This is a genomic window from Pandoraea sp. XY-2 (assembly GCF_004193915.1).
Lineage (GTDB): Bacteria > Pseudomonadota > Gammaproteobacteria > Burkholderiales > Burkholderiaceae > Pandoraea > Pandoraea cepalis.
In genome coordinates, this window is the sequence record NZ_CP030849.1 from 5,015,288 (window position 1) to 5,029,924 (window position 14,637).

A 14,637-nucleotide genomic window follows, 5' to 3' on the forward strand; every position below is an offset into this window, starting at 1 on the left:
CGACGGCACGAGACTCGCAACGGCGCTCCCGCTCGCGCGCCCGCCATCACGCAACGAACGCAACCCCCGCCACCAAGGAATCGCCATGATGAACACGCAAACCGCCACCCCCGCCGCCCACCCGGCGTTCCCTGCGCTCGCCGACGTCACCCGCCTGCGCAGCGACTTCCACCGCGTCAAGACCGAACGGAACCTGCGCGATCGCGACGCCGCCGCCGCCCTGGGCGTCTCCGAAGGCGAGACGGTCGCGGCGTTCGTCGGCGAGCACGTCGTGAGGCTGCGTCCCGAGTTCATCGAGATCGTCGAAGCGTTGCCCACGCTGGGGCGTGTCATGGCGCTCACGCGCAACAACGCCGCGGTTCACGAAAAGGAGGGTCAGTACGAGAAGCTCTCGCACACCGGCACCATTGGCCTGGGGCTCGGCAAAGACCTCGACCTGCGCGTCTTCTATCACCAATGGGCGTTCGCGTATGCCGTCGAAACGCCGACGGAGAACGGCCCCCGCCGCTCGTTGCAATTCTTCGACAAGACCGGCACTGCCGTGCACAAGATGTTCCTGCGCGATCACAGCGATGCGCTCGCGTATGACGCCCTCGTCGCCCGCTTTCGCGCGAGCGACCAGACGCCGGGTCAGCACGTCGTCGCTGCCGACGTCCCGAAGGCCGAGACGCCTGAGGCCGACATCGACGCCGCCGCCTTCCAGCGCGACTGGCTGGCCATGACCGACACACATCAGTTCTTCGAACTGCTCAAGCGCCACCGGGTGTCGCGCGCCCAAGCGTTGCGTCTCGCCCCCGAAGGTCATGCGCAACGCGTGAGGGCGGCATCGGTGCGCGCGTTGCTCGACGATGCCGCCGGCACCGCCCTGCCGATCATGGTGTTCGTCGGCAACGCGGGCATGATCCAGATCCACACGGGGCCGGTAAAGACGATTCGCGTGATGGGTCCGTGGGTCAATGTGCTCGATCCGGGCTTCAACCTGCATCTGCGTGAAGACCTTGTCGACTCGGCCTGGATCGTGCGCAAGCCGACGGCAGATGGCATCGTCACCTCGCTGGAACTGCTCGATGCCTCGGGCATGGTGATCGCCATGCTCTTTGGTGAGCGCAAGCCCGGGGAGGCCGAGCGCGACGACTGGCGCGAGACGCTCGCTCGAGTGAGGCATGCGTCGCACGCGGGAGACGCGCAAGGCGTCACGGAGACTTCGACGTGAACCGCCCGATCGACACACGCGGGCCTCGCGGCGCGCTCTGTTGATCAGGGGCGCTGCGCTGGCAGTCGGCGCGTGGCTGGGCGCGCGAGCCATTGCGGCGCAGGCCAGCGCAACGACGCCTGAGGCACCTGGGCGAGGCGGGCCGAAGCGCGTCGTGGTCGCGGGCGGCGCACTCACCGAAATCGTCTACGCGCTCGGTGCGCAGGATCGCGTGATCGCCAACGATCTGACGAGCCTGTATCCGGAAGCGGCCACCCGGCTGCCCAAGATCGGGTACCTGCGCACCTTGTCGGCGGAAGGCGTGCTCTCGCTGCGTCCCGACCTGCTGCTCGCGGGCGCGGAAGCGGGGCCGCCCAACGTGCTGTCGCAGATCGCGGCGGCGGGCGTGCCGGTCGAGCGCTTCGTACACGGCTACACCGCCGAGCGAGTGCTCGACAACATTCGCGCCGTCGCCACCGCTCTGCGCGTGCCCAAGGACGGCGCACGCGTGGCGGACCGCTTTACCGCCGACTGGCTGCGCGTTCGCGACGACGTCGAACAACGGTATGGCATCGCGCGCCGCCCACGCGTGCTGTTCATCCTCGGCCACATGGGCAACCAGGTGATGGTGGCGGGGCAAGACACGGCGGCGCACGCCATGCTCGCCTACGCCGGTGCGGAGAATGCGTTGCGTGGCTTCACCGGCTACCGGCCGCTGACGGCGGAAGCGGCCGTCGCGGCCCAGCCCGACGTGCTGCTCACGACCACGACCGGGCCATCGCCCGCCGATCCCGCGGTAACGCTGCTCGCACAACCGGGGCTCGCGAACACGCCCGCCGGACGCGCCAAACGCGTGGTGAGCTTCGACGCGCTGTACCTGCTCGGCTTCGGTCCGCGACTGCCGCAGGCGGTTGCCGATCTCGCGCTGCGCGTGCACACCGCTTGACCATGCGCCAAGGCTATCCCGAAATCCGCCATTCGCCCGTGAACGAAACTATGTCAGCCGCGCCTGCGCTACCGAAGTCGTTGCCCTCACGCCCATCTGAAGCGGGTCGGCCCACGACCGTTGCCGCCACATCGCATCACACCGGCACGGTGCGACGCCGCCCGCCACGATGGTGCGTCATGACGGCGCTGGCCGCCTTGCTCGCCGTCGCGGTGCTCGCCGCGCTGTGCGGCGGGGCTTATCGCATCGCGCCCGGAGAAGCGATTGCCGTACTGTTCCGGGGCGCCACAGGAGACTTCGCGCAGGACCAGGCACGCAACGTCATGTTGCAGATTCGCCTGCCGCGCATCGTGCTCGGTATCCTGGTCGGCGCGGGCTTCGGCGCCGCCGGCGCCGCGTTGCAGGCTCTCTTCCGCAACCCGCTCGCCGACCCCGGACTGATCGGCGTGGCCAGCGGTGCGGCGTTGGGCGCGGCAGGGGTGATCGTCCTCGGCGGTGTTCTGCTTCCGGCGGCGCTCGCGGCGTCGCTGGGCTTGTGGCTGCTGCCGGTGGCGGCGTTCGTCGGTGCGCTTGGCATCACCACGCTCGTCTACCGTCTGGCCGCGGGACGCGGTCGCCTCGCCCTGCCGTTGCTGTTGCTCGCCGGCATTGCGATCAATGCCGTCTCGGGGGCGGCCATCGGTTTGCTCACCTACCTCGCCGACGATACGCAGTTGCGCACGCTCACCTTCTGGACGCTCGGCAGTCTCGGCGGCGCGCAATGGCCGATGCTCGGCGTGATTGTATGGCCGGTCGCGCTGGGGATCGTCGCGCTCGCCACACAGTGCCGCTCGCTGAACGCCTTGTTGCTGGGCGAAGCGGAGGCGTTGCATCTCGGCGTCGCCGTGCAGTCGGTCAAGCGTCGAGTGATGGTGGCGTGCGCGCTGTGCGTCGGTGCGCTGGTCGCGTCGAGCGGCATGATCGGATTCATCGGCCTGATCGCACCGCATATCGTGCGACTGGTCGTCGGGCCCGACCCGCGCGCCGTGCTCCCGGCAGCCGCGCTCTTCGGTGCGATCCTGACGTTGCTTGCCGATCTGGTCGCGCGCACCTGGGTGGCGCCGGCCGAGTTGCCGTTGGGCATTCTCACGGCACTGCTCGGCGCGCCGTTCTTCCTGATCCTGCTGTGGCGACGCCGCGGACAGTTTGGGCTATGACGCTCACCGATCCGGTCTGATAGAACAGGACATCGCCATGCTCAGTGCACACGACCTCACGATTGCCCACACCGATTCGCCCGTGCTCGACGGCCTGTCGCTCGACATCCGTCCCGGCGAACTGCTGGTGCTGCTTGGCCGCAACGGCGCGGGCAAGAGCACATTGCTCAAGGCGATGGCCGGCGATCCGCTGCCCGCGCGCACGCACATGCGCGGCGACATCACGCTGAACGGCGCGCCGCTCGCGCAATACGCCCGGCGGCGTTGGCTCGCTTGCGTGCCGTACTGCCGCAAACGGCGCAGTTGGCGTTTCCGTTCAGCGCGCTTGATATCGTGACGATGGGGCGTCTGCCCTACCCGAGATCGCATAGACGGGACGCCTCCGGCAAGACCGTCGCGAGCGATACGGAAATCGCGACGCTCGCGCTGGAACGCGCGGGGGCGCTGCCGCTACGGCACCGTGACGTGATGACCTTGTCTGGCGGGGAATGGGCGCGAGTGCAGTTTGCGCGAGTACTTGCGCAGCTATGGCCCGACGACGAGGCTTCGGCCTCGTCGGTGCCGCGCTATCTACTGCTGGACGAACCGACGGCGGCGCTCGACCTCGCGCATCAGCATCACCTGCTCTCGCTCACGCGCGAGCTTGCCGCAACGTGGGGCTTCGGTGCGATGGCCATCGTGCACGACGTCAACCTCGCGGCGCGTCACGCGGACCGTATGGCGTTGCTTGCCAACGGACGCATTCTTGCAGCAGGGACACCTCGCGACGTGATGCGCGCCGACCTCATCGAGGCAACGCTCGGCTTGCCGGTGCACGTGATGACGCCTGAGGCATTGCCCGGCTATCCAAGGCTCAAAGACGCTTCCGCAAGCGTGCCCTTCGCGTTGCCCGCGTGAACACGCCACGCGGTTCACGCGTCGGCGCGACCTGGGCCCAACCCCGTTCATCCCACCGGCGTCAGACCGCTCAGGCGGCCGGCACGCCGTCCTTTGCGAGATTCGCGCGTGCGCACAAGACGGCGGCGAGATCCCACAGGGCGTAGCCCACGCTCTTGAAAATCACCGGCCCGCTCGAACGGAAGCGATCGGGGGTGATGATGGCGTCGAGCAACGGTGCGGCACGTCCCCAGTCGATGGCCGCATGCAGCAGATCGCCGGCTTCGTGCTTGACCTCCCAGGTATCGACGACGAGCGTACCGCGCACGGCGGCGTCGCGACACAACTGCGGCGGCAACTCGCGCATGTCCGGACGGAACGCACCGACGCCCGCGACAAAGATGTCGTCGCGCCAGCGCAGCACGTCGCTATCGGGCAGCACAGGCTCGCTGCTGGTGGTCGCTGCAATCACGATGCTCACGGTGTTCAGCATCGGTTCGACCGCGTCGACCACGGTGGCTTCCACGCCGAGCGACGCGGCGTGTTCCGCGAGCGCGTGGGCGCGCTCCGCGCTGCGCGAAAAGATCATGAAATGACGCGTGCCCATGCCTGCGGCAAACGCTTCCAGGTGCGCCCTCGCCTGCACCCCCGCCCCGACGATCAACACCGGTCCCTTGGGGCGCGGCGCGAACTTGCGGGCGGCGAACAGCGTCACGGCGGCCGTGCGTCGACCGGTGATGGTAGGCCCGTCGAGCAACATCAATCGCTCTCCGGTATGCGGATCGAACACCATCACCTCACCAATGATGGAAGGCTTTCCCGCACGGCAATTCTCCGGATGCACGGTGATGTGCTTGGTCATCGCGACATCGCGATTGGCGGCGGGCATCACCAGCAGCACGCCGCCACGGCGGCCGCGCTCCGGTTCGGTCAACGCGAAATGCAGACGCGCGGGCGCGCGCGCGGTGCCCGCGCGCATCTCCATGAGCATGGCCTCGATGCCGTCGGCCAACTGAGGGTACGGCAACAACTGTGCGGTTTGACGCGCATCCAGCGTGATCATCGATATGTCTCCGCTCCGGGGCGCGCGTCATTGGCGAGAGGGGTCGCTCTCGTCGCCGTCACATGGCGTCACGCATTAGCAGGTTTGATTTCAGTGTAGCCTGCATCGCGTGAACGCGTCTGTTGCTTCAAAAATTATTCGCGACCTCGCGCGCATACGCTCATCGACTCGCATTGCGCATGCGCTTGCCATCGTCGAGCGTCGCACCGCGTACCTCGAAGTGCACGCGGTCACGCACCGCCCCGGCAGCGTCGACGAGTTCGAGCGTGTGACGCCCCGGCCACGGCAACCAGCCCACGCGCGCACGGCCCGCGAGCGGCTTGCCGTCGAGTCGCCACGCCGCCCCCTTAGGCCACGCGGCGGCCACCTGGAACCACAGGCGCTGGTTCGCGGGCGGAATATCCGGATCGAGTGCCACGATCGTGCCCTCGGGGGCCCGACAATTCGCCAGAGTGGTCCGCCGGGCGCTTTGGTCGCGAGCGAGGACAGCACGATTGTGCGCTGCGACGTTCCGGGAAGAAACCACTCGTCGCGTGCAGGTTCAACGCGCTCTGCGTACTGCACAGCCACATGTTCGAGTCCGGGCGGCGGCGTGGGCGGCAGGCTCGCCGTGCGTCGATGCAGATAGTCCATGAGGCGATGCCAGATCGGTGCGGCACCCGACACCCCGGAGACGTCCCACATCGGCGCGCCGTCGGCATTGCCCACCCAAACCCCGACCGTATAGTGCCGCGAATATCCGACGGCCCAGTTGTCGCGCATGTCCTTGCTGGTGCCCGTCTTCACGGCGGTCCAGTAGCGCGTCGAGAGCGGGCTGTCGAGCCCGAACGTGCGGGTGCGCGCCTGCCGGTCGGCGATCATGTCAGAGACGATGAAACTGACCTGCGACGAGAAGACGGTCGTGGGCATCACCTCTTTCGCGCGCGCTTTCGTGACGTCACCAGCACGCGGGCGTACCGACTCCGGCATGCGCTCGTTCACGCCGCTGGCGGTGCCTCCGTTGGCGAGCGCGCGATAGGCATTCGCGAGCGTGAGCAGTGTCACGTCGGCGCTGCCAAGCGCGAGGCTGTAGCCGTAGAAGTCGCCGCTTTGCGTGAGCGGCAAGCCCAGTGAGACGAGCGTCTGAGCGAACCGGCGCGGTGTGACCATCACGAGCGTGCGCACGGCCGGCACGTTCAGCGACGAGGCCAGCGCCGTGCGCGCGCTGATCCACCCCTTGAAGTGATGATCGTAGTTCTGCGGAATGTACAGGCCGCCCCCGTGGGCAGATCGATGGGTGAATCGTCGAGGAGCGACGCTGCCGTCAGGCGATGCTCCGCAATCGCCTGGGCATAAAGAAATGGCTTGAGTGTCGAGCCGGCCTGCCGCAGCGATGTGACGCCATCGACCTGTGCCGCCGACGACAATGGCCCGGAGGAACCGACCCAGGCGAGAATATCGCCGCTCGCGTTATCGATGACGACAATGGCCCCGTCCTGCACGTTGCGCGAACGTCCCGGCGTGCCCAGCTCGCGCAGCGTCTGCTGCAAGGTGGTCACCGCCATGCGCTGGAGATTCGCGTCCAGCGTGCTGAGAATTCGCGTGCCCGCGGGCGGACGACTCGCGCTGAACACTCGACGCGCGAAATGCGGCGCAAGGCCAACGGCATCGCGCGTCGTCATTACGATTGCCGGTCGCGAAAACACGAGTTGCGCGTAGCCATCGAGGCCGTTGCAGTCAGACGCCTGCCTCATGTCACGCAGAATGCCGCAGGCGCGCTGCGCCACGCGCGCGGCGGGCGCGTTCGGCGCGCGCAGCAGCGCAACGGCCAACGCCGATTCGCGGGCGTCGAGTCCGCTGGGGAACTTGCCGAACAGCGTTTGCGAGACGGCCGAGATGCCGACGAGCTCGCCCCGAAACGGCACGAGGTTCAGATATGCCTCGAGAATCTGATCCTTGCGCCAGCGCTGCTCCAGCCACAACGCCGTTGCCGCCTGACCGATCTTCTGAGAAACGGATCGATTGCGGGTACTCGGTCGCAAATCGTCGTCGAGCAGCCCCGCCAACTGCATCGTCAGCGTGGAGGCGCCGCGCGTGCGCGTATGCCAGAGGTTGCCCCACGCGGCGGCGGCCACGCCGCGCCAGTCTACGCCGCTGTGCTCATAGAAACGCTTGTCCTCGGAAACGATCAACGCCTCGCGAAACGCGGGCGAGACATCGGCGAGCGTTACCCAGTCGCCGCGTTGCGCCTGCATGTCGGCCCGCAGGCGCTGCAAGGGAATGCCGCGACGATCCAGCAGAATCCAGTCCGACGCGCGCCAGTCGCCATGCACCTCGTCAAACGACGGGACGGCGTGCGCCGGTGCCGGGGACAGAAATGCGCCGAGCGTCAGCGCAACGCTCAACACGACCTGACGGCCAACGCCCCAGCCCCGATGTTCAGTCGCGGCGCACATGCATCTCACCCGGTTGCGACAAATCCGCAGGACGTACTGCCAGGATGCCGGCCGCTAGCATCAGTTGCGCGAGTGCGTAAAGAATCCAGATGGCGTACTCCTGTGCCAGGATGGGGCCCACGAAGCGCGTGGTGCCGATGAGCGCGTCCGAGACGGTGAAGAGCAGCGCGCCGACGGCGGCCCATTCGCCCGGCAGGTCGGCCAGCAGCGCCGCCGAGGCCATCATCGCCAGCACGATCACGTAGCACGCCACCGGTGCCTTGAGTTCCCCCATTCCCGGCCAGTACATCGCGTAAGCCAGCGCCGCCGCCGCCCACACCAGCACGATGGCGACGCGATGCCAGCCGGGCACCTTCGCCCAGGGGCGCCGCAAGCGCCAGAACAACAAGAAATACGCGAGATGGGCCAGCAGGAATGCGCCCAGGCCCAGAATGAAACCTTGTGCCAAGGTCGGCGAGGCGAGCAGCACGTCACCCGCGCCCGACAAGATCAGCGCCGCGCAAAGCCACACCCGCTCGCGCGGCACCCGGTGGTAAAGCGCCGCGAACAACAACAAGGCACACAACAGCACCTTGGCAATGCCCTGGTCGGCATAAGGTGCGCCGCGCAACGCCAACGCATAGGCGGCGCCCGCAATCGCAGCCAGCCACCAGAAGCGGCGCGCCTCTCGTGGCAGCGCCGCCGCCGGGTCAAAGAAGTTCGACGTCATGACAGTGCGCCCCCCATTCGTCATTACTTCGCCGGCACCACTTGCACCGGCGCGTTAGGCGTCTCGCCGTACATCGCCGGTTCGTACATCGCCTCGACCCGCGTTGGCGGTGTCGCGAACGTGCCGACGTTGTTCAGACGTACCGTGTACTCGATCCGATGCTGCCCCTTCGGCAGGTAATCGTAGTAGGCACGGTAGGTGTCCTGCGCGCGCTCCTCGAAAGCCGGCGTGGCGCCTTCGCTCTTCTCGCCTTGCGTGGCGATGACCGAATCGCGTCCAAGCCCGCCGCCCAACACTGTCGCCCCGCCAGGCAGCGGATCGCTCACCACGACCCAACGCATGTCGGCCTGTGCGTCGATATCCAGACGCACGCGCAATACCGCGCCGCGCACGAAGCGATCGCCCGAACGATCGGCGGCGTCCTGCACTTGAACACTGCGCGTCACGCGATAGCCGGCGGAGAACGGCGCCTTGAGCGGAACGGCGGCCAGGCTCTGGATCGTTGCCCAAGGCTTGCCGGCGCCCGTCTGATCCAGGCGCAATACATCGCGCGCGCTGTCCTTTGCGGCAGCCGCGTTGCTCAGCCATGGCAACGACACGGCCGGCGGCACGGTGCCCGCCTTGAGCTTGTCCCAGACGACGGTTTGCACGCTGCCGCTCGTCTGGTTGTCTCGCTGCCACTGAATCGCCGTTTGCCCCGATGGCGTGTCGCGCTCGAATCGCGCCGAGAATCGATCCACGGCCAGGCCCCCCAGACGTTCGCCGTGGTCGTCGACCAGGCCCCGCGCGACTGCAGTCCCAGCAGGCCGATCACGAGACGCGGCATCTCGTCCTTCCATGCCGGGTTCGCGTTCATCAGCAACGCCAGCCGCGCCGCGTTGGTCTCGGGGCCGACCATCAGCCACCAGAGCCCGTCGCTTGCCTGCGTGGAGAACCCCACACGTGTTCCCTGATACGACAGACGCGCCCGCAGGATCTGCTCGGCCTGCGCCATGCGCTCGGCACGCTGGGGCGCGTCGGGTAACCGTTGCAGGATCGCGTACCAGTCGATGACCGCAGACGTCGGCCAGTCGTTCGGCGCGAGGGTGAGCGAACTCAGCATGCGTGCATTCGCCCGGCCGTACCGGGACAACGCTTCGATGGCGCTCAGCTTGCGCAACGTCAGGTCGTCACGCGGGGCCCAGAAGCGGCGCGTGGGGCGCCCTTCGACGAACGCCGTCAGTCCGTCCTCCATGCGTGCCAGCGCGTCGTCCGGCAAGGCATAGCCTGGGTCGAGCGCCTTCGCTTCGCTGCTTACGGCCAGCAGATAGGCAGTGAGCGTATCGCTGCCCTGATTCGCGAAGCCCTCTTGCGGCGGGAAGTAACTCGCCAGCCCGTCGTCGTCGAGATACGACGGCAGCGTGCCCATCACCCGTTTCCACTGCGCAGTGTCGCGCATGCCGATCGCCTTCGACGCCCGTTGCTCCAGGCAACCGTACGGATAGACCTCGAACCAGCGCTTCACTCCCGGCAATCCCTGCGACAGACGCGGTTGCAGGCTGATGCGAACCCCGCCGCGCAACGTTCCGGTGCTGTCTGCCACCGCGCCCGCCGGCGGTGCCATGGGCAGCGTCAGACTGCCTTCGACCTGCGTGAGCACCGACTGCTGGACGCTCGCAGGCAACGAAGGCTGGATGTCCTGCCCGACCTTGATGGCATCGCTCGCGGCGGGCGCCGTGCCCGTCGCCGGTGCCTGTGCACTGACTTCCCACAAAACGCGTTGGGCACGCGTGTCCGCCAGTCCGGCAGGCGCCGTCACGTCCCACGTCACTTCACGCGATTCGCCGGCCGGCACGTCAATCCGTTGCGGTGCCAGGGTCAGTTGCGTGGCGCGTGCGGTCAACTGCACCTGCATCGCATGTTGTGTGGTGTTGCGCACGGTGAACTGGGCACGATACATGTCGCCCTCGCGCACCAGCGGCGGCAAGCCCGAGATCAATTGCAGATCCTGCGTGGTGCGAATGGTCGCGGTCCCGGTGCCGAACCAGCCAAGCGCCTGCGCGCCGGGCCTGCCATCATCGGCCACCGCCACGATGCGGAAGCTGGACAGCGCGTCGCCCAGCGGCACGTCCACGCTCGCCTCGCCCTTGTCGTCGAGCACGACGCGCGGTTGCCACAGCAGCAGCGTGTCGAACAGCTCGCGCGTCGGACTCTTGCCGCCGCCGCCGCCCGCTGGTACGGCCTTGCGACCGTAGTGGCGGCGTCCGATGATCTCCATCTGTGCGGTGGCCGTCGTCACGCCGTAGCTGCGACGCTGCCACATGGCATCGAGCAGATTCCAGCTGGTGTTCGGCGCCAGCTCCAGCAGCGCCTCGTCGACGGCCGCAACGGCAACCTCGGTGCCGGCCACGACCGGCTTGCCGTCCGGCTGCGTGACTTTGATGCGCACCTTGGCATGACCGCGCACCGGGTAGGTCGCCGCGTCCGGCTTCACTTCCACGCCAAGACGCTGCCCCGCCGTGCCCACACGCAACTCGGTCAAGCCGAAGCGATAGGCCGGTTTGCCCAGATCCACCAGCCCCGTCGGGGCCTGATACTCCCGGCCCTCGTACCAAAACGCCCGGAACCATTCCAGCGGCTGCTTCCAGCCCCATTGGAAGAACGAGTACCAGGGCACTTCATGGATTCGACCGCGCACCGCGAGCACCGACACGTAAACGTTGGGGCCCCAGGTGGGTTCGACCTTGAGCGAAATGCTGGGGTCCTTGCCGGAGATCTCCATCGTGCGCGTCTGGATCACGCCTTCGCGCTCGATCGCGACGAGCGCCGTTGCCGAGCGGAACGGCATGCGCACCTGAAGCTTGGCCGTCTCGCCCGGCTCGTAGGCCCGGCGCTCCGGCAGCACATCCATCCGGTCGGTATTGTCACCGCCGAACCAGACCTCGCCGCGTCCCGTCACCCACACGCTCGTTGTCGACGTACTCAGATTGCCCTTGTCGTCCTTGGCCTGTGCCACGAGCGTAATTTCGCCCGGCTGCGAGAGCGAGACGTCGCACGCCAGCAAACCGCGCTCGTCCGTCTTGCCGTTGCACACCGTGCCGAGATCCTTGACCTCGGTGTGGTTGTCGTACGCATAGAACCCCCCCACCATGCGCTTGCGGCTGCTGGTGGTCATCCGCGCCTCGGCGCGCACGTCCATCGCCACCCCGGCCTTGGGCTTGCCCTGCAGGTCGAGCGCGAGCGCTTTCACCGGAAGCTTGTGGGTCACCGACACCCAGCTTTCGCTGCGCACGCCGGTGATCAGATTCGCCGGCCACAAGGTGGCATTGCCGCGAAGCGTCTGAATCTCGCCGTTCGGATCGGCGAAGCTCGCCTCGAGCACCAGATCGCTTGGACGGTCAACCTTGGGCAAATCCTTGAGCGTCAGATTACCTGCACCGTTTCTGTCGAGCACAAGCCGTTGCTTGTCGGCGACCAGCTTCTGATCGCTCGCTCCCGCACTCTCGTCATTGCCCTGATCCTCGTCATCGGCCCCGACTGCGCCGACGGCGGACGGTACGGCGTGAAGCTGAAATCGTCGTACCCGTCGAAGGTCATGTCTCGCACGCGCAGCAACGCCGAGACGCGCACCGGCAAGTTGCCCGCCGGGCCACCCGCCACGTAATTCACCTGCACATTCACCGGGGCTTCGGTCTTGTTGATGAGCGGTGACGTCGCGGCATCGCGCACACCAATCGATCCGGCCAGCACCGGCAGACGGAAAGCCTCCACGCGGAAGTGCCCCGCGTCGAGCGATGATGGATACGACTTCGGACGCGAATCCGCCTCCGTGTAGTCGAGCGTCACCGCGTACTCGCCAAGCTTCGCGCCCTGCGGAATCTGGAAAGTGTTTTCGGCGAGCCGTCCGTTGCGCCACTTGATGGGCTGCGTGTAGGTTTGTCCAGACCCTTGATGGGTGATCGTCAACTGCGACGGCAAGCTCGCGGGCAGGGCCAGCCCCTGCATCGTTTCCTGACGGATGAAGTGCTTCATCGACACCGTTTCGCCAACGCGGAACAGCACGCGGTCGAACACCGTCTGCGCGCGCACGGTGGGACTGCTGCCACCGTCGGTCGGCACATGAAACCGCCAGGGCTCGATGCCGCGATCCCAGTCGGAAGACACAAACGCCATGTCGGGATCGCTCCCCTGCGTGCGGGCGACCACGAAGTACCCCGAGCGCATCGTCTTCTCGCAGTACCGGTATCGCTCGAGCGACTTGTCGATCTTCGCCACGCCCGTCTTGTCGGTCACGGCGCTCGCCACTTCGCTGCCATCGCAATCGAGCACTCGCACCTTCGCATTGGCCACCGGCTGGCCTTTGTCCAGCGTCGTCACCCACGCAATGGCATTCTCGCGGCCCATCTTGAAATGCACCCCAAGATTGGTGACGAGCACCGTCGTGCGTACGTACATCGGCAACGACTTGCCCAACAGGGCCGCCCCGAGCGATGGCGAGGCCAACTCCACGACATAAAAGCCGGGCTTCTGGAATGGAATGCCGACCACTTCGAACGGGCGAGGATCTTTCTCCTTGGGCACGGGCAGGGTCAGCGCCTGCACGCCAGGCCATCCGGAGAGCAACGACAGGCTGCGCGTGTCATAACGCGTGATCTTGTCCTCGACGATCACCGCGGCATTCGGCCCGAACGCCACATTGGCCGCCGGGGCCGTAAGTATCGACGGCATCTCCTGCGCAATCTGCTTGCGGGTCATCGTCGTTTCGTCGAATCGGCGCACGCGCGACATCCAGTTCATGACCTCGGCGTCGTCGTCGACCCGCAGTTGCAGGGTGCGCCCGCTCCCGCCGGTCTTGGCGGCCTCGCCAGCCACCCCCAGCCCGTTGATCTGCAGCGCCGGCTCGACCTTGCGCAGCGTGACCGGCAGCATCGGCGGCATGCCGGGCTCGGCAAAGCGCTCCACAATACCGAACGGCGCGGCCGCGAACTTGGCCAGCGGCGGCATCGTCGCCGTCTTCGTCTTCAACGGGAATTCGCCGGCGTTGTCGAGCGCTCGGCCACTGTCGTCCGTAAATCCTTTCGGCAGCGAGATCGTCAAATCGGCCTTCTCGGGGAACGGCGCGTTGAACGTGACATCGCTCACACTGGACGTGCGATCCGAATCGCTGAACATCGGCGAGCGTTCGGCACCCGCGCCATGCAGACGAATCTTGGCCGCCATGTCGCGCGCAACGGGCGAGCTGAACGTCAGACGCAGTGGCCGCAACGGCGTGCAGGGCGCGTTCGCATTCTCGCGCTCGCAACTGAAACTGGCCGTGAACGGGTCACGCACATCGTATTCAAAACGTCGCGCCTGCGTCGTTGGCACGCCCGATGGCGTGGTGATACCCGCGCCCCACACCAGGTGCATCTTGGCGCCCGCCGCAAGCGTTCGGTTGCATTGCAGCATGACGACACGCGCTGCCTGCTTCTCCAGACTGAAACGCTTGAGCAACGCCGAACGCGTGTCGCCCTCGATTCCCTTCACGCCGATGCGCTCGCCAACTCCTTCCGTCTCGCACCAGGTGTGTTGAATCACACTGGCGGGCTGCGCCGCGCCATTGAGCGTAAGAATGAAGATCTGGTTTTCGTCGATGGGACCGTACGACGGACGGATGGACGTGACGGCCGGGCCGCCCGTGTTGAACGCGTAACGCGTGGTGCCCGACAGCGCGGCGCCCGAGACGGCGGACAACCCGCCGCGCAGCTCCACCGAGCATTTCGCACCCGGCGGCAGCGACGACTTGAAATCGTAGACCCAGATCTTCGGTTCGAGCCAGTGGCCCTCGCCTGCGAGCGACGTGTCGGTGCACTTCACTGCGGCTGGCGCCTGCGCGCGCGGATCGCCCGCCGGCACCATGGCTTCGTCGAACTTGACGACGACCTGGTCCACACTCGCGACCTCTCCTTGCGGACTGACGCTCGTGACGCGAGCCGCCTGCACAGGCGACGCGGCGAACCCACCAAGACACAGCACCGCCCACACCCACGGCGCGGCCGGCCAGACGCGTTGCGTTCGGCTTTGCATGCCGGTCTCCTCCCGAGTTCTGGTCAGGCGATTCTACCCCGCAGTCGTTGGCATTTCGAACCGTTTCCCTTGCCATGCCCATCAGGAAACCGCATTTCGGATCGGCCGCTCGACCGAGGCGGAATCTTCTGGGTTGGGTTCCAGGATTCGCCTATGTCACACTGGCACCTTTCCA

At 67.0% G+C, this 14,637-nt stretch carries 5 protein-coding genes and 3 pseudogenes; 4 read left to right on the forward strand and 4 right to left on the reverse strand.

The features are described from left to right. The first annotated feature begins 85 nt into the window (after positions 1-85). From DRB87_RS22745 to DRB87_RS22760, 4 genes and pseudogenes are all read left to right on the forward strand, one after another. The gene (locus DRB87_RS22745) at positions 86-1,213 is read left to right on the forward strand and encodes a hemin-degrading factor (protein WP_130027607.1); all 1,128 of its coding nucleotides are present in this window, start codon (positions 86-88) and stop codon (positions 1,211-1,213) included. Between the two features lie 40 nt (positions 1,214-1,253). After that, positions 1,254-2,138: a hemin ABC transporter substrate-binding protein gene (locus DRB87_RS22750; protein ID WP_240756114.1), complete on the forward strand. Its 885-nt coding sequence runs from the start codon at positions 1,254-1,256 to the stop codon at positions 2,136-2,138. 50 nt (positions 2,139-2,188) lie between these two features. Further along, entirely contained in the window at positions 2,189-3,334 is a 1,146-nt protein-coding gene (locus DRB87_RS22755) for an iron ABC transporter permease (RefSeq protein ID WP_165385396.1), read from the forward strand. 37 nt (positions 3,335-3,371) lie between these two features. Further along, a pseudogene (locus DRB87_RS22760) lies at positions 3,372-4,231 on the forward strand (heme ABC transporter ATP-binding protein). 70 nt (positions 4,232-4,301) lie between these two features. Here DRB87_RS22760 and DRB87_RS22765 read toward each other — a convergent pair. The 4 genes and pseudogenes from DRB87_RS22765 to DRB87_RS22780 all read right to left on the reverse strand — a co-directional run bounded on the left by DRB87_RS22765 (position 4,302) and on the right by DRB87_RS22780 (position 14,462). Beyond that, positions 4,302-5,273 carry a delta(1)-pyrroline-2-carboxylate reductase family protein gene (locus DRB87_RS22765; protein ID WP_130027610.1) on the reverse strand — a complete coding sequence of 324 codons (972 nt, stop codon included), beginning with the start codon at positions 5,271-5,273 and terminating at the stop codon, positions 4,302-4,304. A gap of 160 nt (positions 5,274-5,433) precedes the next feature. Continuing rightward, positions 5,434-7,708: pseudogene (pbpC, locus tag DRB87_RS22770) on the reverse strand (penicillin-binding protein 1C). Beyond that, entirely contained in the window at positions 7,692-8,417 is a 726-nt protein-coding gene (locus tag DRB87_RS22775; RefSeq protein WP_130027611.1) for a lysoplasmalogenase, read from the reverse strand. Before DRB87_RS22775 ends, pbpC begins: the two are co-directional and overlap by 17 nt. Before the next feature lie 23 nt (positions 8,418-8,440). After that, positions 8,441-14,462 (reverse strand): annotated as a pseudogene (locus tag DRB87_RS22780) (alpha-2-macroglobulin). Positions 14,463-14,637 lie beyond the last annotated feature (175 nt).

Excerpts from the sequence above, each read along its gene's own strand:
- DRB87_RS22755 (WP_165385396.1), top strand. The coding sequence starts at position 2,189 with ATGTCAGCCGCGCCTGCGCTACCGAAGTCGTTGCCCTCACGCCCATCT.
- DRB87_RS22745 (WP_130027607.1), top strand. The coding sequence starts at position 86 with ATGATGAACACGCAAACCGCCACCCCCGCCGCCCACCCGGCGTTCCCT.
- DRB87_RS22775 (WP_130027611.1), bottom strand. The coding sequence starts at position 8,417 with ATGACGTCGAACTTCTTTGACCCGGCGGCGGCGCTGCCACGAGAGGCG.
- DRB87_RS22765 (WP_130027610.1), bottom strand. The coding sequence starts at position 5,273 with ATGATCACGCTGGATGCGCGTCAAACCGCACAGTTGTTGCCGTACCCT.